Origin of the sequence: Citrobacter sp. Cf087, from assembly GCF_030334285.1 — a bacterium.
Taxonomy (GTDB): Bacteria; Pseudomonadota; Gammaproteobacteria; order Enterobacterales; family Enterobacteriaceae; genus Citrobacter; species Citrobacter freundii.
In genome coordinates, this window is sequence record NZ_JAOWED010000028.1 from 240,673 (window position 1) to 261,650 (window position 20,978).

The following is a 20,978-nucleotide window of genomic DNA, read 5'->3' on the forward strand; positions in this document are numbered from 1 at the left end:
TAAATAATGATGCTTGCGCTTGGAATGTTTGTGTTTGAACGCCGCACCCTGCCTTATCAGTCGATGCAACTCTCGAAGGATTATCGCTGGGCATCTAATGACCGGGTCGGTAAACCTCCTGCGTATCAGTTTCTCGGTGAGGGGGAAACCTCCATTCAGCTTGCCGGTACGCTTTACCCTGCCATTACCGGTGGCCGTATATCACTGAGGGCAGTTGAACTGATGGCTGACGAGGGCAGAGCGTGGCCGATGATTGAGGGTACCGGCAATATTCTCGGGATGTATATCGTCGATAAAGTCTCGACTACACACACCGAGTTTTTCAGTGATGGCGCGGCCAGAAAGATTGATTTCACACTTTCGCTGAAACGGGTCGACGAATCACTGGCGGCGATGTTTGGCGACCTGAATAAGCAGGCTGGCGAACTGCTTGGCTCTGCCGGTAATCTGACCGATAAGCTGCAGGGTATGCTCGGAGGGCTGACCGCATGATGACGGGCATGACCATTGACGCCGGGGCAAGCCTTGCACCGGTATTTATGCTGACACTGAACAGCCAGGACATTACCAGCAATTTTAGTGACCGGTTGATTTCTCTCACTATGACCGACAACCGGGGTTTTGAAGCTGACCAGCTAGACATTGAGCTCGACGATACTGACGGCAAAGTCGAGTTACCACTGCGCGGCGCGGTGCTGACGCTGTGGCTTGGCTGGCAGGGTTCGTCACTTCTGAATAAGGGCGATTTCACGGTTGATGAGATTGAGCACCGAGGCGCGCCTGATACGCTGACCATTCGTGCGCGTAGCGCAGATTTTCGCGGAACACTCAATTCACGGCGTGAGGAATCATGGCACGACACCACTCTCGGTGAGCTGGTCAGCGCCATCGCAAAACGCAATAAACTGACGGCCAGCGTCGCGGATTCGCTGAAAAAAATCCCGGTACCGCATATCGATCAGTCGCAGGAGTCCGACGCAGTATTTTTGACCAGACTGGCTGAGCGCAACGGGGCGGCAGTATCAGTGAAAGCGGGGAAATTGCTGTTTCTGAAAGCCGGTAGCGCAGTGACAGCCAGCGGTAAACCCGTCCCACAAATGACACTGACCCGCAGTGATGGTGACCGTCATCAGTTTGCCATTGCCGACCGTGGGGCTTATACCGGCGTAACGGCAAAATGGTTGCACACCAAAGACCCTAAGCCGCAAAAGCAAAAGGTAACGCTGAAACGTAAACCAAAAGAGAAGCACCTGCGCGCACTGGAACACCCGAAAGCAAAGCCGGTCAGCAAAAAGACAAAAGCCAAAAAAGAGCAGGAAGCGCGCGAGGGTGAGTATATGGCCGGTGAGGCTGATAACGTGCTGGCGCTGACGACGGTCTACGCTTCAAAGGCTCAGGCGATGCGAGCAGCTCAGGCTAAGTGGGATAAGTTGCAGCGAGGCGTTGCGGAGTTTTCAATTACACTGGCGCTCGGTCGGGCTGATTTATTCCCCGAGACACCGGTGCGCGTGTCGGGCTTTAAGCGTGTCATAGATGAGCAGGCATGGTTAATCAGTAAGGTAACTCACAATCTGAATAATAATGGATTCACGACGGGATTAGAGCTTGAGGTTAAGCTCTCCGATGTGGAGTACAGTGCTGAACCGGATGATGAATAAAATATATTCACAAAAAGTGAATTGATGTTTATCATTGATTCACGAATTGAGAATAGTAGGGTGGGTTATGTTTCATTGTCCAAAGTGTCATCATGCCGCACATGCACGAACAAGCCGCTATTTAACAGAAAATACAAAAGAGCGCTACCACCAATGCCAGAACATCAACTGTAGTTGTACGTTTATGACAATGGAAACGATAGAGCGCTTTATTGTTACTCCAGGAGCTATCGACCCGGCACCGCCGCACCCGACTGTCGGTGGTCAGCGGCCATTGTGGCTCTGATAAATTTCCGTTAAATGCCCGCCGTGTGCGGGTTTTTTTATACGCTCAGGAAAATGGCGGTATAAAATCCACCGCCATTTTATCGCCACTTAAAAACGAGACAACAAAAAAGCCACTCTTTCGAGTGGCTTAATTATATGATTTTAAAGCTAAAATTTGGTGGCCCCTGCTGGACTTGAACCAGCGACCAAGCGATTATGAGTCGCCTGCTCTAACCACTGAGCTAAGGGGCCGTGGCGGTGGATTATAAAGTAACTCCGCGTTGCAATCCAGACATAAGCGTACGGATGCTGTTTTTATAAACAATGTATTTTCAGTCCGTTATACTTGTTCCTCTGATGTATTGTTCGGAGTAATTATGGTTAAGGACATACTGGCACCGGGGCTGCGGGTGGTGTTTTGCGGCATCAATCCGGGGCTATCTTCCGCAGGTACAGGATTCCCCTTTGCACACCCCGCTAATCGCTTCTGGAAGGTTATCCATCAGGCGGGGTTTACCGATCGCCAGCTTAAACCTGAAGAGGCACAGCATCTGCTGGATTTCCGCTGCGGCGTGACTAAGTTTGTCGACAGACCAACGGTACAAGCCAATGAAGTGAAGCTACAAGAGATGCGTAGCGGAGGTCGTCTGCTTATTGAGAAAATAGAAGAGTATCAGCCAGCCGCGCTCGCTATCCTCGGGAAGCAGGCATTTGAGCAGGGGCTTAGCCAGCGTGGGGCGCAGTGGGGAAAACAGACGCTGACCATTGGCGCGACGCAAATATGGGTATTGCCGAATCCCAGCGGGTTAAGCCGGATCACGCTGGATAAACTGGTAGAGGCGTATCGGGAAGTGAATGTGGCGTTGAAGGCGCGCGGCCTGTAACTGCCGGAGCCTTAGGCTCCGGCGTCACTGTCAGAACTCGAAGCGTGCGCCCATGTTGTAGCGGCGTCCTTCCAGGATGGAAGACTGGTTATAGGACGTTTTGTAGATTGGGTTCACGTCGAACAGGTTATAAACCCCCGCCATCAATGTGATGCTCTTGTTGAGATGGTAGCGTGCGCCTAAATCGACCAGCGCATAGGCGTCGGTTGACGTTGATTTGCCGATGTCAGGCGTATTGCTGCGCCAGCTGGCTTTACTCCACAGCTCCAGATCGTTAAGTGCATTCCATGTCAGAGACAGGTTGGCCATGCTCGTCGGGAACTCGTTCAGTGCCTCTCCCTTGTACTGACCGCTCTTTTGCTCGCTGTGGGTATAGGTGTAGTTCGCGTTCGCTTTCAGCGCGGTAGTGACCTGCCAGTCGCCGTTCAGCTCCAGGCCATAGATTTCCGCGTCACTGACGTTGAAATACTGCGAGACTTCTTCCGCTTCATACCCGTTGTAAATGCACTTCTGCGTGGCCGTTGCGGTACAGATGGTGTAGTCGCTGATCTTGTCCTTGAATTTGGTGAAGAACACGGTTGCATCCAGTGCCAGTGTGTCCTGTTGCCAGTAGACGCCCAGCTCGGTGTTGACGCTCTGCTCAGGTTTCAGGTCATCGTTGCCGATCCCAATGAAAGAATACGGATACGAACCGTAGACGCTGGTGAAACCTTCATTGTTCTCACGCAGGTCCGGTTTTTTATAGCCCGCCGATACGCCGCCCTTCAGCGCCCAGCTTTCGTCAATCGTCCAGTTACCGTAGAGTTTTGGCGTGACGTGGTAGCCAAAGTAGCTGTCGTGATCGAGACGCGCCGAGGTGGTGAGGGTGAAGTCCGGAACCATCATCCAGGCATCCTCCGCGAAGATGGCCCAGCCGTCACGGGTGATCTTGCTGACCGGCGTTATGCCCGGCACTTCTTTGTTTTCGATGCCGAAAGTGTCGTCCAGCTCATTACGGGTGAAGTTGATCCCCAGCGTCAGCTTGTGGTCGCCCAGCGTAAAGGTGTTCGCGCTGTTGGCTTCATAGTTTTTCTGCTTAATGAACTGCGAACTCATGCCCGGCACACGATACTCGGTTTTAGCGTTCTCGTAGCTGATGAAGTTCTTCACTTCCAGCAGATCGTCGCCGTACCAGGCATGCTGCGCAAGTGAAGCGGCATCGCGGTCAAAGTCCCATTGCCAGGCTTTATCATTGTGTGATTTTACCTGATGCCCTTTGACGACGTTCAAATCCCACAGTTGGGTGTCGGTCGGCGACATGTTGATGGTGGCATCCAGATTGCCAGCCTGGTGCTTCACAAAGCGCTCATCGGAGATGCTGTCGTCATCACGGCGATCAAGATAATCCGCCGCTACGCTCACCCCGAGCTTGCTGGGGATAATTGGCCCCATCAGGAAGACATTGGTCTGGTTGGTGTTACCGTACTCGCTCTTCTCTTGCAGGAAGTAGTTATCTTCCAGCACACCCGTCCATTTATCGAGGTTGTAGCCTTTTTTGGTGATGACGTTGACCACGCCGCCGATGGAGTCAGAGCCATACAGTGAGGACATCGGTCCGCGAATCACCTCGATTCGCTCGATAGCAGCAAGTGGCGGTAAAAAGGCAGCCTCTGTCCCGATATGGTGTCCGTAAGGACGCGATTCGCGGGTGCCTTGTTTGATGCCGTTGACCATGTAGGAGGTATAGGTCGAGTCCATGCCGCGCATCTGCACATCGCCTGTGGCAAGGCTACCGTTGCCATTACCCACCAATACGCCGGGCATCTCGCGAAGGGCTTCGGTGACGTTCTGGTTAGAGCGGGTGTTCAGTTCTTTCTCGCCGATGACGGAGATGGTCGCCGGTGCCTCACGGCGTTCCTGTGCGAAACCGGTGGCGGTGACCACCAGTTGATCTTCATTATCTGGTGTGGTTTCTTCGGCGAAAACGGTCGCCGGGAGGCTGGCAAGGGCGAGCGAAATCGCCAGCGCGGTACGAGTCTGGTTAATCACAACGTATTCCTCAGAACTGGGTTAAATCGAGCTTGAGTACATAGTCAGCCTTGTTGGCTTTTTCATCCTGCTTCACGCTAACGAAGAGCGTTTTGCTGTCAGGAGAAAGCACCATGCTGTTTGGCATTGCTGCCGTTTTGATGGTGTGCTTCAGGCTGTAAGTGTTGGCATCGATAACGCTAATCTGACGGGCATTGCGATGGGTAACATACACTTCGTTGCGGGCAGGGTTATAGACCGCAGCGATAGAGTTTGGCGTGGGAACGCGGTGAACAATTTTACCGCTGTCCAGTTGGACTACCAGCACGTCGGCGGTGTTGGTATCGGCGATAAATCCGACGCCTTTGGCCGTGTTCAACGCGATGTTCAGGAAGTAATGCTTCGGCTCGGAGGGGTCAACCTTCACACGCGACAGAACCTGCGACGTTTTGCCATCCAGGGTAACCAGTTCGCCTTTGCCAGTGACGGCGTAAACTTTATCGCCAGCTTCATCAACGGCGAAACCGACCGGATCCATCCCTTTGAGGGCGTGTAATAGTTTCTGGTTATGCGTGTCGACAACCCACAGCACACCTTTATTTTCACTGCCAATACCGGAGACATACAGACGGTGGTGCTTCTTGTCGAGCACCACTTCACGAACGTGGGCTTTATTTTCTTCGTCTGCAAGCTGAAGCATTTTCACTTCTTTATGGGTGCGGGTATCCAGCAGGGTCAGTGAGCCATCCAGCGCATTACCTAGCCAGAGAATGTGGTTAGGTTCATCCAGTGAGACCGCAAAAGGACGGCGTTCGGTGGCGATCCGCTCATCGACTTTTAATGATTCAGTTGAAAACAGGAACACTTCACCGGCGGTTTTATCTTTGTCGAAAGAGGGGGCAGAGGCTGCATAGATAGCCTGTTGTCCGGCGTCATAAGCCAGTTCGTAAACGCCATGACCAAGCGTCTGAGAGGCGAACTGATCCTCAGTAAAGTCTTTTGCCAGGGCTGAACCGGCATAAAGTGCCAGTGAAATCGCAAGCGCGCAGAGGGACTGATTTTTTAATGTTTTTAAATTCATGTCATTTTTCTTTACAGTTGTTTACGAAAAGAAAATGATAATGAAAATAAATATCATTTACAATTGCGTGTATAGGCAATGCCCCCTACCAATTTTTGTACACTGCGGAAAATCCCAAAAAAAAAGCTCCCCGGAGGGAGCTTCTTAATAACAGAAACGATTAATCGTCGAGGAAGCTACGCAGTACTTCAGAGCGGCTCGGGTGGCGCAGTTTACGCAGCGCTTTCGCTTCGATCTGACGGATACGTTCACGGGTAACGTCGAACTGTTTACCGACTTCTTCCAGCGTGTGGTCGGTGTTCATATCGATACCGAAACGCATACGCAGAACTTTTGCTTCACGGGCGGTCAGGCCAGCCAGAACGTCGTGCGTTGCGGCACGCAGGCTCTCGGTAGTCGCAGAGTCCAGCGGTAGCTCGAGGGTGGTATCCTCGATGAAATCACCCAGATGCGAATCTTCATCGTCGCCGATCGGCGTTTCCATGGAGATAGGCTCTTTAGCGATCTTCAGCACTTTACGGATCTTGTCTTCCGGCATCAGCATGCGTTCAGCCAGTTCTTCCGGCGTAGGCTCGCGGCCCATCTCTTGCAGCATCTGACGGGAGATACGGTTGAGCTTGTTAATGGTCTCAATCATATGTACCGGGATACGGATGGTACGCGCCTGATCCGCGATCGAACGGGTGATCGCCTGACGGATCCACCAGGTTGCATAGGTGGAGAACTTGTAACCACGACGGTATTCAAACTTATCAACCGCTTTCATCAGACCGATGTTACCTTCCTGAATCAGATCCAGGAACTGCAGGCCACGGTTGGTGTATTTTTTAGCGATAGAGATAACCAGACGTAAGTTCGCTTCAACCATTTCTTTTTTCGCACGGCGGGCTTTCGCTTCACCGATGGACATGCGACGGTTGATATCTTTAACCTGCTCGATGGTCAGGCCGGTTTCTTCTTCAATCTGCTGCAGTTTCTGCAGGCCGCGGTGAACGTCATCTGCCACATCGTGCAGTTTTTCAGACCACGGTTTGTTCATCGCGATTGCCGCGTTGAACCAGGTTTCGCTGGTTTCGTTGCCAGTGAACAGGGTGATGAAGTTTTTCTTCGGCATTTTGCACTGCTCAACGCAGAGCTTCATGATCAGACGTTCCTGAGTACGCACGCGGTCCATCATGACGCGCATGCTGTTTACCAGGTAGTCGAACTGCTTCGGCACCAGGCGGAACTGTTTGAACACTTCGGACAGCTTCTGAATTTCTTCCTGCGCGGCAGCATGGCTGCGGCCTTTCGCTTTGATGGTGTCGCGAGTGATTTCGTACTGAGTACGCAGTTCACCGAATTTTTCACGCGCTAACTCAGGGTCGATGCTGTTGTCGTCATCGCTGCTGTCGTCGTCGCCATCTTCTTCATCTTCGTCTTCATCGTCATCCATCTCTTCCTGAGAGAGTTCAGAACCGACGTGGGTCGCCGTGGGCGCCATGTCTTCTTCCGCGTTTGGATCGACAAAGCCAGTGATCAGATCGGAAAGACGTGCTTCTTCAGCTTCTACGCGATCGTACTGCTCAAGCAGGTAGGTGATAGCTTCCGGGTATTCGGCAACGGAGCATTGAACCTGGTTAATCCCGTCTTCGATGCGTTTAGCGATGTCGATTTCGCCTTCGCGGGTTAACAGTTCAACGGTACCCATTTCACGCATGTACATGCGGACCGGGTCAGTTGTACGACCGATTTCGGACTCAACGCTGGACAGAACCTGGGCAGCCGCTTCTTCCGCGTCTTCATCGGTGCTGTTGGAGGTTTCAGCAAGCAGCAGATCATCGGCATCAGGTGCTTCTTCCATCACCTGAATACCCATGTCATTGATCATTTGGATGATGTCTTCGATTTGATCTGAATCGACGATATCTTCCGGCAGATGGTCATTGACCTCGGCATAGGTCAGATAGCCTTGCTCCTTACCACGTTGGACAAGAAGCTTCAGCTGTGACTGCGGGTTTTGCTCCATAAGACGGTATCCACACTTAATTCGTTTGATTGGTGTTGGGCGGTAAAACCGCCAACGGCAAAACGAGGGCATACTTATATTTTGCCGCTGCCTCTCCGTGCGGCTGTCGGGGGCTTCCCGATCGATATTCGGCAGTTAAGCCGTTAAATACTTCATCTTTCACGTTGTCTCTGCGTTAGCTGCGTTCGTTACTCGGCTCATCCTGAGCCTCGCCCCTTACGGGGCCGCCGCAAGCAGCGTTCAAATCCGCTCCCGGCGGATTTGTCATCCTGGTCATGTACTTATGTACACTCCCAGGCGTTCGTTCACTTGCTGCCTTGATACAACGCGAATGATTTTGTCTTTGTTTTGTCTTTCTCTTATTTCTTGGCCAGTTCCTGGTTCAGCGTCCAGAGTTCCCGGCGTTCTTCGCTGCTTAAACCGTGTGTGCGCTCACGAGCTATCAACTCTTCCTGGCGCAGTTCAAGCATCGAATCAAACATATGGTTGAGTGAGTCGGTGAAGGTTTTTTCTGCGATATCTTTATCTGCTATATCGTCCCACATCGACAGTTTTTCAAGGGTCGCAGCATCATTTGTGCCACGATAGTGTTCTAAAAGTTGCCCGGTGGTCAGACCTGGCTGAGCCAGACAAGTGTTGACCAGTTCTCTTAATAAGCCAAGTCCAGGCAGCTTATTGCTATCCAGTGCGCCTAACGGTGGAACCAGCGGGGCGAGCTCCGGGTTCTGCACCAGCAACCCTATAAGTATACGCATGGTCGTACGTTTTAGCTGTGGAACAGGGCGGGAAGCCCCATTTTCTGCCAGTTTTGGCATTAAACGTTCAAGCTGGCTGTCATCCAGAATGCCGAGCTTGTTTCCCAACTCCTGTCGCAGGTAAATGCGCAACGTTTCCCCTGGTACTTGAGTAATCAGCGGTAATGCCAGCGTGCTGAGCTGTGCGCGTCCGTCTGGGGTACTCAAATCCACCTGCGGCAACAGGCTGTTAAATAAAAACGCAGAGAGCGGCAGCGCCTGCTCCATCCGCGCTTCAAAGGCCTCTTTCCCTTCTTTGCGCACCAGCGTATCGGGATCTTCGCCGTCAGGTAAAAACATAAAGCGTAGCTGGCGTCCGTCTGTCATATAGGGCAGTGCGGTTTCCAGCGCGCGCCATGCTGCGTCGCGTCCGGCACGGTCGCCGTCGTAACAGCAAATTACGTTGTTCGTCGCGCGGAACAACAGTTGGATGTGATCGGCGGTGGTTGACGTCCCAAGGGATGCCACGGCGTAGTTAATGCCGTATTGCGCCAGCGCCACCACATCCATATAGCCTTCTACCACTAACAGGCGCTGTGGATCGGCGTTATCCTGCTGGGCTTCATAAAGACCATACAGCTGGCGACCTTTATGGAAAATATCGGTTTCCGGGGAGTTCAGATACTTCGGCAGAGCATCGCCCAGCACGCGTCCACCAAAACCAATGACCCGACCACGTTTGTCGCGGATGGGGAACATCACCCGTTCGCGGAAGCGATCGTAACTGCGTCCCTGATCGTTGGTGACCAACATCCCCGCATCAACCAGCGATTTGCGATTTTCAGCATTGCCGCCAAACCGTTTCAGGACGTTGTCCCAGCCGGGGGGCGCAAAACCAATAGCAAAACGGGTGATAACGTCGCTACTTAATCCTCGCTTTTCCAGGTACTGGCGCGCAGGGGTAGCGGCGGGTTGCATCAAAGACTGTTGATAAAAAGTGTTCAGGCCATCCATCAATTGATAAAGGCTTTGCCGTTGGTGGCGCTCTATCTGACTGGGGCCACTGCCTGCTTCATAGGGCACTTCAAGGTTGTGCATTGCGGCCAGTTCTTCGACGGTTTCCACAAACTCGAGCTTGTCGTAGTTCATGAGAAAGTCGACGGCGTTGCCATGCGCGCCACACCCAAAGCAGTGATAAAACTGTTTTTCACCGTTTACGGTGAAAGAGGGGGTTTTTTCGTTATGAAACGGACAGCACGCGTGATAATTTTTGCCCTGCTTTTTCAGCTTTACCCGCGCGTCGATGAGATCGACGATGTCGGTTCTTGCCAGCAGGTCATTGATAAAAACGCGAGGAATTCGTCCAGCCATAAGCCCCTGTTTTTTGATGACTCATATACACAAAATCATTCAGGATGCATCAAGGCGGCAAGGAAGCGAATCCTCAGGAGCGTACATCAGTACGTGACTGGGGTGAGCGACTGCAGCCAACACTGAGGCAGCTTGAATGATGACGTGTATAAACGAAAATAAGCCGCGCATTCCTTCCGGAAGCACGGCCTTACAACTACAACTCAGTCTGAATTGAGAGCTTTGGCTCTCAATGGATTAGTACAGACGAGTACGGCGTGCGTTTTCGCGAGCCAGTTTCTTCGCGTGACGTTTCACAGCAGAAGCTTTAGCGCGCTTACGTTCGGTAGTCGGTTTTTCATAGAACTCACGACGACGAACTTCCGCCAGAACACCTGCTTTTTCGCATGAACGCTTGAAGCGACGCAGTGCTACGTCGAACGGCTCGTTTTCACGTACTTTAATTACCGGCATGTAACTCTCACCTTTAATAAATTCGGTTTGCCGCTGGCATCAACGCCAGCTTATTTCAAAATGGTGCGGAATTTTACTGCAATTGCTGCTGCTTTGTAAAGCACCGACGCGATTTTGAAAGGGACTTTTATAAGGACAAGGAGTATACACGAGCGGAACTCCTGGGGCGAACAAAGTTTTACATCAACCCGCATTGGTCCTACACTGCGCGGTAATAGAGCGAGGTAAAACAAGTCATGCGTGTACTGGGTATTGAAACATCCTGCGATGAAACCGGCATCGCCATTTACGACGATGAAAAAGGTCTTTTAGCCAACCAATTGTATAGTCAGGTGAAATTACACGCTGACTACGGCGGCGTAGTGCCAGAACTGGCCTCGCGCGATCACGTACGTAAAACCGTACCGCTGATCCAGGCCGCGCTGAAAGAGGCGGGACTGACGGCAAAAGAGATCGATGCGGTGGCGTATACCGCAGGTCCTGGTCTGGTTGGCGCGCTGCTGGTTGGCGCAACCGTAGGACGTTCGCTGGCGTTCGCCTGGGGCGTACCGGCAATTCCTGTGCACCACATGGAAGGGCATCTGCTGGCGCCAATGCTGGAAGATAATCCCCCTGCGTTCCCGTTCGTCGCGCTGCTGGTTTCCGGCGGTCACACGCAGCTGATCAGCGTCACCGGTATCGGTCAGTATGAATTACTCGGCGAATCGATTGATGATGCTGCTGGCGAAGCGTTCGACAAAACCGCCAAGCTGCTGGGGCTGGATTATCCTGGCGGTCCAATGTTGTCAAAGCTGGCCTCGCAAGGCGTTGAAAAACGTTTTGTCTTCCCGCGCCCGATGACCGATCGTCCGGGGCTGGATTTCAGCTTCTCCGGGCTGAAAACCTTTGCCGCGAATACTATTCGTAATAACGAAAATGACGATCAGACGCGCGCAGATATTGCTCGTGCCTTTGAAGATGCGGTAGTTGATACGCTGATGATCAAGTGCAAACGCGCGCTGGATCAAACCGGTTTTAAACGTCTGGTGATGGCGGGGGGCGTGAGCGCTAACCGTACGCTACGCGCAAAACTGGCCGAGATGATGCAAAAACGTCGTGGCGAAGTATTTTACGCGCGTCCGGAATTTTGTACCGACAACGGGGCGATGATCGCCTACGCGGGCATGGTGCGTTTTAAAGCGGGCGCAACGGCGGATCTTGGCGTAACCGTGCGCCCACGCTGGCCGCTGGCGGAATTACCGGCGGCGTGATTTTTTGCCCGGTGGCGCAATGTTACCGGGCAAGACGCTACATCCGCAGCATTCCTTTCTCTTCCAGAAACGCGATAATTTTTTCCAGACCCTCTCCGGATTTTAAATTGCTGAACGTCCATGGACGCTCCCCGCGCATACGCAGGGTATCGCGTTCCATCACCTCCAGCGAGGCGCCGACGTAAGGGGCCAGATCGGTTTTATTGATAACCAGAAAATCGGATTTAGTGATCCCCGGCCCTCCCTTACGCGGGATCTTCTCGCCTTCGGCAACGTCGATCACATAGATCGTCAGATCCGCTAATTCCGGACTAAAGGTGGCGCTCAGGTTATCGCCACCGCTTTCCACAAAAATCAGATCCAGATTGCCGAATTTCTCGCTCAGCGCCTCTACGGCAGCCAGATTCATCGACGCATCTTCGCGGATGGCGGTATGTGGGCAGCCGCCGGTTTCCACACCGACGATCCGGTCTGGCTCCAGTGCGCCCGCCTCGGTGAGAATGCGCTGATCTTCTTTGGTGTAGATATCGTTGGTCACCACCGCCAGTTGATAGCTGCTGCGCATGGATTTGCATAACGCTTCCAGCAGCGCCGTTTTGCCGGAACCGACCGGGCCGCCAACGCCCACACGCAGGGGATGCTTGTAGTTACTCATTTTTTCTCCTCAGGAGCGGAATAATCGGGAATATTGGGTTTCATGCCGGGCAGACGCGATAGCGGCCAACGGCGTTGCGGAGCCGAGACTGGCGTCAGGCGTCGCCAGCGCCTGAGCCAGACCCTGCGCATAGCGACCGCAGAGCGCAATAATCAAACGCTGGGCCGCCTGTTGTCCAAAAGGAACCAGCTTGACGCCAGCCATCACAGCGCTCTCAATCCAGCTGTAGCCGAGGCTTAACGCCAGTTCGGTCAGGGGAATTCTCCAGCGCACGGCCAGCCAGGCCATGCCGCAGAGTTGGCTGTCGGCGAAGAGAGTGCGCCACTCTCGCGAGCAATCCGCCTCCCAGTCGGTGACCAGCCGCGTAAACGCCGCGCCCCGACTGCGTTCTTCATCCCGCAGTTCGCGGGTTTCGCGACAGGCTAACAGGTAAGCGCTCCAGCGGCGTGCGGCGTCGAGATCGTCCTGCTCGCAGGCGCGATACAGTCTCGCCAGCAGCGGTAGGTCGACGGTAAAAAAGTTCTGCTCCATCTGCTGAATTTGCCAGGCAGAGAAGTCATCGACGCTTTTCACCCAGCCAATCTCCACTGCCCACTCCAGACCCTGGGACCAGGTAAACGACCCCACCGGGAGTGCGCTGCTGGCGAGCTGCATCAGACGCAGCTGTTGGGTGTTATGCATCAGTGCGCATGGCCGTGATGATGCCCGTGTGATTCACTGGCATAAGCGCCTGCTTCCGGTTCAAACGGCAACTGGGTGAACGTCACCTCGAGGTTGAACTGGCGCAGCATGGCGTCCAGCACATGATCGTGGTGGTAGCGCAGCTCATCCGGCAGGATTTGCAGCGGAACGTGGCGATTGCCGAGGTGATAACAGGCTTTGGCGAGTAGGAAAGGATCGGCGCAGCGCACCACGGAAACCGACTCCGGCGCGGCGATCACTTCGATCACCTCGCTGCCATCGTCGGTGGTCAGCAGGTCGCCACCGCGTAACAGCAAACCGCGCGGTAGCATCAGCCCGGCTTCGCGACCGTCGTTCAGCGCCACTCTGGCACGACTTTTTACCCGCATATCAATGGGTAGCGTGACGCTTGCGGTGACGCGGTGAGCGTGGTCAAGGCGTTGGGTCAGGTAGATCATCGTCACTCCTAAAACAGAAAATAGCGTTGTGCCATCGGCAAAACGTTTGCCGGTTCGCTGGTAATCAGTTCGCCATCAATACGCACCTCGTAGGTCTGAGCATCGACGGTGATATTGGGTTGCAGGTCGTTGTGGATCATGTCGGCCTTTTTCACTGTTCTGCAGCCTTTAACGACGGCGATGGCGCTTTGCAGGTTGAGCTGCTGCGCGATGTTTTGCGCATCAGCGGCCTGCGAAATAAAGGTCAGCCGGGTGTGATGCCGCGCTGCGCCAAGTGCGCCGAACATCATGCGGTAATGCACCGGCTGTGGGGTGGGAATCGAGGCATTGATGTCGCCCATCGGCGCACAGACGATCATCCCGCCTTTAACGATCGTCGCTGGTTTTGCGCCAAAGAAGGCCGGTGACCACAGCACCAGATCGGCCAGTTTGCCAGGCTCAACGGAGCCGACTTCATGGGCGATACCGTGGGTTAGCGCCGGATTGATGGTGTATTTGGCGACGTAGCGTTTAACGCGCAGGTTGTCGTTGTCACCGGATTCTTCTGCCAACGGGCCACGCTGAACCTTCATGCGGTGTGCCACCTGCCAGGTGCGCAGGATCACTTCGCCCACGCGCCCCATTGCCTGTGAATCGGACGAGGTCAGGGAAAAGGCGCCAATGTCATGCAGCACATCTTCGGCAGCGATCGTTTCCCGGCGAATGCGTGATTCGGCAAAGGCCACGTCTTCGGCGATATCCGGATCGAGATGGTGGCAAACCATCAGCATGTCGAGATGCTCGTCGATGGTGTTGATGGTATAGGGCAGCGTCGGGTTCGTAGAGGAGGGCAGGATATTCGGATGCGCGCAGGCGGTGATGATATCCGGCGCATGACCACCGCCCGCGCCTTCGGTGTGAAAAGTATGAATGGTGCGATCGCCAATCGCCGCCAGCGTATCTTCCACGAAACCGGACTCATTGAGCGTGTCACTGTGCAGCGCGACCTGGATGTCCATCTCGTCGGCCACGGTCAGTGCGCAGTCAATAGCGGCGGGCGTGGCACCCCAGTCTTCATGGATTTTCAGGCCAATTGCGCCCGCGGTGATTTGCTCGCGCAAGGCGTCAGGATTTGAGCCGTTACCTTTGCCCAGTAAACCGATGTTAACCGGTAACGTGTCTGCCGCCTGCAGCATGCGTGCGATGTACCACGGCCCCGGCGTACAGGTGGTGGCGTGAGTGCCCGCGGCCGGACCGGTGCCGCCGCCGATCATCGTCGTCACGCCGGAAACCAGCGCCTCTTGCGCTTGCTGTGGGCAGATCCAGTGAATATGCGTATCCACGCCGCCTGCGGTGACGATCTTGCCTTCCCCGGCGATGACTTCAGTTCCCACGCCTATCGGGATCGTAACGTTGGGCTGAATATCGGGATTACCTGCCTTGCCGATGGCGAAGATCCTGCCGGCTTTGATACCGATATCTGCTTTCACGATCCCCCAGTGATCGACGATCAGCGCGTTGGTTATCACCAGATCCACACATGCATCGGCGCGCATTTGCCCCTGGCCCATGCCGTCGCGGATCACTTTTCCGCCGCCGAATTTGACCTCTTCACCGTAGGTGGTGAAGTCTTTTTCCACTTCGATCCACAGGTCGGTATCCGCCAGGCGCACTTTATCGCCGGTGGTTGGGCCAAACATGTCGGCGTACGCCTGCCGGGAAATGTCACTCATTATCTGCCTCCAGCGCGCCCATCACTTCGCTGCGAAAACCCACGATCCTTTGTGCGCCAGCAACGCGCACCAGTTCGACTTCGCGTTTTTGTCCTGGCTCAAAACGCACCGCTGTGCCCGCAGCAATGTTCAGACGAAAGCCGCGTGCGGCCAGCCTGTCAAAGTGCAGCGCCGGGTTCACTTCGAAAAAGTGATAGTGCGATCCCACCTGGATGGGCCTGTCGCCATGATTTTCCACCACGATCGTGCAGATCTCTCGCCCCTGATTAAGTGCGATACTGCCTTTTGCGATCTGATATTCACCTGGGATCATTGCCGCTCCTTAGACGATCGGATTGTGGACAGTGACCAGCTTCGATCCGTCCGGAAAGGTGGCTTCAACCTGAATATCCGGGATCATTTCCGGTACGCCTTCCATCACCTGATCGCGGCGCAGCACGTGACGCCCGTCCTCCATCAGTGCGGCCACGGTTTGCCCGTCGCGCGCCCCTTCCATGATGAAAGCGCTAATCAGCGCCACCGATTCCGGGTAGTTCAGCTTCAGCCCGCGGGCCAGGCGACGTTCCGCTACCAGCGCGGCGGTAAACAGCAACAACTTATCTTTTTCTCTGGGGGTCAGTTCCATAAGGGTTCTCTTAGGTTTGCCAGATTCGCGGGAGTACAGGCGTTTTATGTGTCAGCAGCGGGCGCAAAAATTGCCAGATGTCACGCATAACGCGCTGAACAACCAGGTTGTCGTTAGCAAGAAAACGGATTGTCAGCAGCGAGTCGTTAAGCGTTGCCCCGGCGTAATCGCCAAGCGCCATAAGCCGCTCCCGCGTGCCCTCCAGCATGTGTTCGTTGGCCGGATAACACAGCAACGTGCCGACCCAAGGATGATGCGCGACGCCGCTCAGATTCCCCTCCTGCAATATCAAGCGTTCTATCAGCAGCGGCAGCCCATCTCGCCACACTTCCAGGCGATTTTGCAGCATGCCGTGGCTGAAAGTTTCCTGCATAACCGGTCGGCCAAGACACAGCAGATCCCAGGCCAGCAGGCGGCTTGCGGATGTCAGATGAAAGACGGTCTGAATAGCGGCGTTGGCGCCGGGAAAGAGGATCGTATCCTGCGGCAGCCACTCCAGCGTGGCGTGCGAGGCGAGGGTAAAATGCTGGCGCAGCAACGCCTGCGGTCCACGGCTGCGATAAAACTTGCCCGCGCCGGGCTGGGTGATTAACGCATGGCTGTTTTCGTCGAGTGTGACGGCAATATGAAGCTCATCCCCGCCAACGATCCCCGCAGGTGGATGCAGCAAATAGAGGTGGCAGACGTCCTCTTCCGGGTAAAACGGGCGCTGAACCGTCAATGGACCATGATGACGCGCCAAGGCGAGCACCGTTTTGTGCCCGGAGCAGGTAAAATGCAGTTCCAGTTCGGCCTGCCAGCCCCGTGTGAGTGTCTCGTGCGCAACCGTGTCCAGAGCGTTTCCCCTATCAGCATGAGGGTGTTTGCATACAAAAAAGTATGCCTCAGCGCATCGGGAAATCGATCATATGAGAAGCTTATGGATAAAGGGGCGACAATACGCCGCCCAAGGGAGATTACAGCAAAACGAGGGGCATCCAGACCAGACCGGTGATCACCAGCAGCACGAGGAAAATCAGGCCAAAAATAGCGCCGAGCCGCCAGTAATCCACCGTTGGCAAATAACCGCTGCCGTAGTAGATAGGGCTAGGACCGGTGGCGTACGGGGTCAGAATGCTGCCCAGACCAATGACGGCGCCGACCATCAGGCAGAAGACCGGTAGCGGGATTTCCGGCATTGCCAGCGCGGCGGCAATCATCATCGGCGCGAGTGCCGAGGTATACGCCGTGGCGCTGGCAAAGAAGTAGCGCAGCAGATAGAACACCACGATCAGCGCCACCATCACCATCATCGGCGAATAGCCGCTCAGTCCTCCCGCCAGCAGCTTGCCAAACCAGGAGATAAAGCCGGTGTTATTGAGCCCGGTGGCGAGCGTTATCAGCGAGGCCAGCCAGAAAAAGACGTTCCATGCGGCTTTATTGCTGACGATGTCATCCCAGCTAATGATGCGTAGTACCAGCATCAACGCCACCACGCTGTATCCGACCATTGCGGCGTCAATGTAGTCGCCGCCGAAGATCCACAGCACCAGCGCGCCGACCATCAGTGCCAGCATCTTTTTCTCGCGAGCGCAGAGCGGTCCCATCGCTTTTAGCTCTGTATCCGCCCAACGTGGAACCTGCTCGCCGGATTTCAGCACCGGTGGATACAGCACGTACGCCAGCCATGGCACGATCAGCACCAGTAAAATGCTCAGCGGCAGCATGCCTAAGAACCAGTCGCCCCAGCTCAGCGCCGTGTGGGACGCGCCTTTCATCAGGCCGATCAACAGCAGATTTGGTGCCATCGCCGTTAAGAAAATAGCGCTGGTAACGCAGTCAGCGACAATGCCCATCCACATGATGTACGAGCCAATGGAGCGTGAACTGGTGCTATTGGGCTGCGAGTTATACAGCGGCGGCAGGTTGCGGATAATCGGGTAGATTATTCCGGCTCCGCGCGCGGAGTTGGAAGGCGTGACGGGAGCGAGGATAAGTTCGGAGAACATCACCGCATAGCCGAGAAATAACGTCCGGTGCCCCATCTTTTTCACCAGCATCAGCGCGATTCGCCGACCAAGGCCGGTTTTCTCATAGCCGGTACCAAACATAAAGGCCGCGAAGATCAGCCAGATGACTGAGTTTGAGAATCCAGATACCGCCCACGACAGCGATTTGGCGGTAAATTTAAAACCGTCCTGCGCGAGTTGCTCCGGACTGAACAGCAGCCACGGTGAAAGGACAGCGATGATCGAAATGCCAATCATCGCCACCACCGCGCCCGGTACAGGTTCCAGAATAAGCCCGACAATCACACCGGTAAAGACGGCAAAATAGAGCCAGGTGTGACTCTCAAGACCGGTGGGGACGGGCAGAACAGCAATAATGGCGATGACCACCAGCGGAGCCAGGTATCGCCACCAACCAGCTAAAGGTGCCATTGTTGTATCCCTGCGAAGAGGGAGAGGCGTTACGCCCCTCCGGGAGGGTTATTTGATGTAGTGCACGTGCTCGCAGATTTCTTCGACGATAGGATCGCGACGTTCAGCGAACAGCTTTTTGTTTTCGGCAATCAGGTTATTACCGTGAGTATCGATGGAAACGATCAGCGGGCCGAACTCTTTTACCCGGCATACCCACAGAGATTCCGGCATGCCGAGTTCGGTCCAGTGAACCTCTTCAATTTCTTCAACCTGAGTAGCCGCCACGACCGCACAGCCAGCCGGGAAGATGACGTGCAGCGCTTTGAACTGTTTGCAGCCTTCTTCCGTCAGCGGCCCCATGCCGCCTTTGCCGACCACCAGCTTGACGCCCGTCTGCTCGATAAAGTCTTTCTCAAACGCTTCCATACGCATGCTGGTAGTTGGGCCGACGGAGACCATCTCCCATTTTTCACCGTTCTTACGGACGATCGGGCCCGCATGGAAAATGGCTTTGCCGTTCAGGTCATAAGGAATCGGGCGCTTCAGTTCGATCAGGCGACGGTGGCAAACGTCACGGCAGGTCACCAGCGTGCCAGTCAGGTAAATGACATCGCCAACGCGAATGTCTGCCAGATCTTCGGCTTTGATCGGGGTTGTGAGGATCTTTTTCATAACGCGCTCCGGGTGTGAGACAGGTTTTCGAAGGAGAGGTCGGCATGAACCAACAGCGTGCCGCGACGATGCGCCCAGCAGCCGGTAGAGACGGCAACGCCGATAGTCGACGGGTGGCGCGCGGCGGATTCGATATGTACGCCCATCACTGAGCTATTCCCGGTCAACCCTTGCGGCCCAATGCCCAGACGGTTAAGTCCTTCTTCCAGGCGCAGTTCCAGTTCTGCCGCTTTTGGGTTTGGATGGCGTGATCCGATTGGGCGCAGCACCGCTTTACGAGAAAGCACGGCAGCGGTTTCTACAGAGGTGGCAATACCTACGCCCACCAGCACTGGCGGACAGGCGTTGACTGCCAGCGTGGAGATATTTTCGAAGACAAATTTCACCACGCCTTCGTAGCCTTCAGAAGGCATTAACACTTTCGAGCGCCCCGGCAGCGTACAGCCGCCGCCTGCCATGTAGACTTCGATTTCCGCGTCATCGTTATCAGGGATGATGTCCCAGGTGATCCACGGCACACCGGTACCGGTATTTTTTCCGGTATTCACTTCGTCAAAAATCTCAACCGCGTTATGGCGCAGCGGCGCTTTTACCGTGGCATCTTCAACAGCCTGTTTCAGAATGCTTTGCAGTTCGCCAAGTAGAGGAAAACGGGAACCGACCTTCACGAAGAACATAATTTCCCCGGTGTCCTGACAGGCAGGGCGGTTCAGGTCGATAGCTTTCTGCATGTTGTCAAACATGGTGTGGTAGATGATTTTACCCATCGGCGAGGTTTCGCCTTCACGCAGCTGTTTTAATTTATCCACAACATCGTCAGGCATGCGGGTAGAAATCATGGCGGTAAAGTCGGCGACAATGTTCGTCAGCGTAGTTATCGCATGTTGGTTATTTTGATTGCTCATCTTATTAACTCCAGTTCTTTTATTTGTCTGGAAATAAATTCTCCGCCACAAACTACCACTAAAAATGTGGTTTTATATTATTTGGCACTGTGAATATCTAATTAACAGTTCGTGAATGATGTCCAGATAAGGCAATAAAAATTGCGCCAGGGCAGGGTTTAATACGTATGGGAGAATTACACTGCGGTTAATCACATTACGGATTACCGATCATGCTGAATACGTATCCCCTGGCGAAAGACCTACAGGTGCTGGTTGAAATTGTTCATAGCGGCAGCTTTAGCGCCGCCGCTGCGACGCTGGGCCAGACGCCAGCGTTTGTGACGAAGCGCATTCAGATCCTCGAGTCCACGCTAGGGGCTACGTTGCTAAGCCGCTCGGCGCGCGGCGTGGCGCTAACGGAGAGTGGCCAACGTTGCTATGAACACGCGCAAGCGATCCTCGCAGGTTATCAACATTTGGTCGATGACGTTACGCAACTCAAAACGCGTCCGGCAGGGATGATTCGTATCGGCTGTAGCTTTGGTTTTGGGCGCAGTTATATTGCACCGGCAATTACAGAATTGATGCACAGCTATCCTGAATTACAGGTACATTTTGAACTTTACGATCGGCAAATTGATTTGGCGCAGGATAATATCGATTTGGATATTCGTATCAATGATGAAATTCCTGATTATTATATTGCGCATTTGTTAACGAAAAATAAAAGGATATTATGCGCAGCACCGACGTATTTACAAAAATACGGTGAGCCGACGACGTTACAGGAATTAATTCGGCATGATTGTCTGGTCACCAAAGAACGGGATATGACTCACGGGGTGTGGGAACTGGATAACGGTCAGGAGAAAAAGTCGGTTAAGGTAGCGGGACATCTTTCTTCTAACAGCGGTGAGATTGTGCTGCAGTGGGCACTACAGGGAAAAGGGATCATGCTGCGTTCTGAATGGGACGTACAACCGTTTCTGGCCAGCGGTGAGCTGGTGCGTGTGCTGTCGGACTATGCGCAGAGCGCTAATATCTGGGCGGTTTATCAGGAGCCGCTGTATCGCAGCGTGAAGCTTCGCGTGTGCGTGGAGTTTCTGGCGACGTGGTGTCAGAACCGATTAGGCAAACCGGTGGAGGGGTATCACATCCCCGAGGCCGGATAAG

The 20,978-nt window shown here is 54.2% G+C and carries 21 protein-coding genes and 1 tRNA gene; 6 read left to right on the plus strand and 16 right to left on the minus strand.

Translation table 11 applies throughout. The annotated features are described in order from the left end of the window. The first annotated feature begins 6 nt into the window (after positions 1-6). From OGV57_RS09620 to OGV57_RS09630, 3 genes are all read left to right on the plus strand, one after another. Positions 7-492: a phage tail protein gene (locus tag OGV57_RS09620; RefSeq protein ID WP_193146769.1), complete on the plus strand. Its 486-nt coding sequence runs from the start codon at positions 7-9 to the stop codon at positions 490-492. Continuing rightward, positions 489-1,658, plus strand: a complete 1,170-nt coding sequence (locus OGV57_RS09625) for a phage late control D family protein (RefSeq protein WP_193146768.1) — start codon at positions 489-491, stop codon at positions 1,656-1,658. The genes OGV57_RS09620 and OGV57_RS09625 overlap by 4 nt, the downstream gene beginning before the upstream one ends. A 67-nt stretch (positions 1,659-1,725) precedes the next feature. Next, on the plus strand, positions 1,726-1,944 hold the full coding sequence (locus OGV57_RS09630; RefSeq protein ID WP_023135249.1) for a DNA-binding transcriptional regulator: 219 nt from the start codon (positions 1,726-1,728) through the stop codon (positions 1,942-1,944). A 157-nt stretch (positions 1,945-2,101) separates the two neighbouring features. Here the strand turns inward: OGV57_RS09630 and OGV57_RS09635 are convergent. Further along, positions 2,102-2,177 (minus strand) — tRNA-Ile (locus OGV57_RS09635). 125 nt (positions 2,178-2,302) lie between these two features. On the opposite strand from OGV57_RS09635, the gene mug reads away from it, so the two are divergent. Further along, positions 2,303-2,809 (plus strand): G/U mismatch-specific DNA glycosylase, encoded by a 507-nt coding sequence (gene mug / locus OGV57_RS09640; protein WP_048218614.1) that lies wholly within the window; start codon positions 2,303-2,305, stop codon positions 2,807-2,809. Positions 2,810-2,839: 30 nt separating this feature from the next. Here mug and OGV57_RS09645 read toward each other — a convergent pair whose 3' ends face one another. The 5 genes from OGV57_RS09645 to rpsU form a co-directional block, all read right to left on the minus strand. Beyond that, complete coding sequence (locus OGV57_RS09645) at positions 2,840-4,837, minus strand: TonB-dependent receptor domain-containing protein (protein WP_054528799.1); 1,998 nt, start codon at positions 4,835-4,837, stop codon at positions 2,840-2,842. A gap of 10 nt (positions 4,838-4,847) precedes the next feature. Further along, on the minus strand, positions 4,848-5,897 hold the full coding sequence (yncE, locus tag OGV57_RS09650; RefSeq protein ID WP_049002828.1) for a 7-bladed beta-propeller protein YncE: 1,050 nt from the start codon (positions 5,895-5,897) through the stop codon (positions 4,848-4,850). A gap of 160 nt (positions 5,898-6,057) precedes the next feature. After that, the gene (gene rpoD / locus OGV57_RS09655; protein WP_003024699.1) at positions 6,058-7,905 is read right to left on the minus strand and encodes an RNA polymerase sigma factor RpoD; all 1,848 of its coding nucleotides are present in this window, start codon (positions 7,903-7,905) and stop codon (positions 6,058-6,060) included. A 359-nt stretch (positions 7,906-8,264) separates the two neighbouring features. Further along, positions 8,265-10,010, minus strand: a complete 1,746-nt coding sequence (dnaG, locus tag OGV57_RS09660; RefSeq protein WP_054528798.1) for a DNA primase — start codon at positions 10,008-10,010, stop codon at positions 8,265-8,267. 237 nt (positions 10,011-10,247) lie between these two features. Next, positions 10,248-10,463 carry a 30S ribosomal protein S21 gene (gene rpsU, locus OGV57_RS09665; protein WP_001144069.1) on the minus strand — a complete coding sequence of 72 codons (216 nt, stop codon included), beginning with the start codon at positions 10,461-10,463 and terminating at the stop codon, positions 10,248-10,250. A gap of 236 nt (positions 10,464-10,699) precedes the next feature. Between rpsU and tsaD the strand changes: the two genes are divergently transcribed. Next, the gene (gene tsaD, locus OGV57_RS09670) at positions 10,700-11,713 is read left to right on the plus strand and encodes a tRNA (adenosine(37)-N6)-threonylcarbamoyltransferase complex transferase subunit TsaD (protein ID WP_003024694.1); all 1,014 of its coding nucleotides are present in this window, start codon (positions 10,700-10,702) and stop codon (positions 11,711-11,713) included. A gap of 37 nt (positions 11,714-11,750) precedes the next feature. Here the strand turns inward: tsaD and ureG are convergent, their stop codons facing one another. The 10 genes from ureG to ttdA all read right to left on the minus strand — a co-directional run bounded on the left by ureG (position 11,751) and on the right by ttdA (position 19,823). After that, positions 11,751-12,368 carry an urease accessory protein UreG gene (gene ureG, locus OGV57_RS09675; protein WP_003024692.1) on the minus strand — a complete coding sequence of 206 codons (618 nt, stop codon included), beginning with the start codon at positions 12,366-12,368 and terminating at the stop codon, positions 11,751-11,753. A 9-nt stretch (positions 12,369-12,377) separates the two neighbouring features. Next, complete coding sequence (locus OGV57_RS09680) at positions 12,378-13,049, minus strand: urease accessory protein UreF (RefSeq protein ID WP_003024687.1); 672 nt, start codon at positions 13,047-13,049, stop codon at positions 12,378-12,380. Further along, entirely contained in the window at positions 13,049-13,507 is a 459-nt protein-coding gene (ureE, locus tag OGV57_RS09685) for an urease accessory protein UreE (RefSeq protein ID WP_054528797.1), read from the minus strand. Before ureE ends, OGV57_RS09680 begins: the two co-directional genes overlap by 1 nt. Positions 13,508-13,515: 8 nt before the next feature. Continuing rightward, positions 13,516-15,219, minus strand: coding sequence for an urease subunit alpha (gene ureC, locus OGV57_RS09690; protein ID WP_054528796.1), 1,704 nt, complete (start codon positions 15,217-15,219; stop codon positions 13,516-13,518). Then, a complete protein-coding gene (locus OGV57_RS09695; protein WP_003024680.1) occupies positions 15,212-15,532 on the minus strand; it encodes an urease subunit beta in 321 nt (106 codons plus the stop codon). Before OGV57_RS09695 ends, ureC begins: the two co-directional genes overlap by 8 nt. 9 nt (positions 15,533-15,541) lie before the next feature. Further along, positions 15,542-15,844 carry an urease subunit gamma gene (locus OGV57_RS09700; protein ID WP_003024678.1) on the minus strand — a complete coding sequence of 101 codons (303 nt, stop codon included), beginning with the start codon at positions 15,842-15,844 and terminating at the stop codon, positions 15,542-15,544. A 10-nt stretch (positions 15,845-15,854) separates the two neighbouring features. Then, positions 15,855-16,679, minus strand: coding sequence for an urease accessory protein UreD (locus OGV57_RS09705; RefSeq protein ID WP_197971074.1), 825 nt, complete (start codon positions 16,677-16,679; stop codon positions 15,855-15,857). 121 nt (positions 16,680-16,800) lie between these two features. Continuing rightward, on the minus strand, positions 16,801-18,264 hold the full coding sequence (locus OGV57_RS09710) for an anion permease (RefSeq protein ID WP_054528794.1): 1,464 nt from the start codon (positions 18,262-18,264) through the stop codon (positions 16,801-16,803). Positions 18,265-18,312: 48 nt separating this feature from the next. Next, on the minus strand, positions 18,313-18,918 hold the full coding sequence (gene ttdB / locus OGV57_RS09715) for a L(+)-tartrate dehydratase subunit beta (protein ID WP_032937359.1): 606 nt from the start codon (positions 18,916-18,918) through the stop codon (positions 18,313-18,315). Further along, a complete protein-coding gene (gene ttdA, locus OGV57_RS09720; protein ID WP_003838113.1) occupies positions 18,915-19,823 on the minus strand; it encodes a L(+)-tartrate dehydratase subunit alpha in 909 nt (302 codons plus the stop codon). The genes ttdB and ttdA overlap by 4 nt, the downstream gene beginning before the upstream one ends. 212 nt (positions 19,824-20,035) lie before the next feature. On the opposite strand from ttdA, the gene ttdR reads away from it, so the two are divergent. After that, positions 20,036-20,977, plus strand: a complete 942-nt coding sequence (gene ttdR / locus OGV57_RS09725) for an L-tartrate utilization transcriptional activator TtdR (RefSeq protein ID WP_032950138.1) — start codon at positions 20,036-20,038, stop codon at positions 20,975-20,977. Position 20,978: the final 1 nt, after the last annotated feature.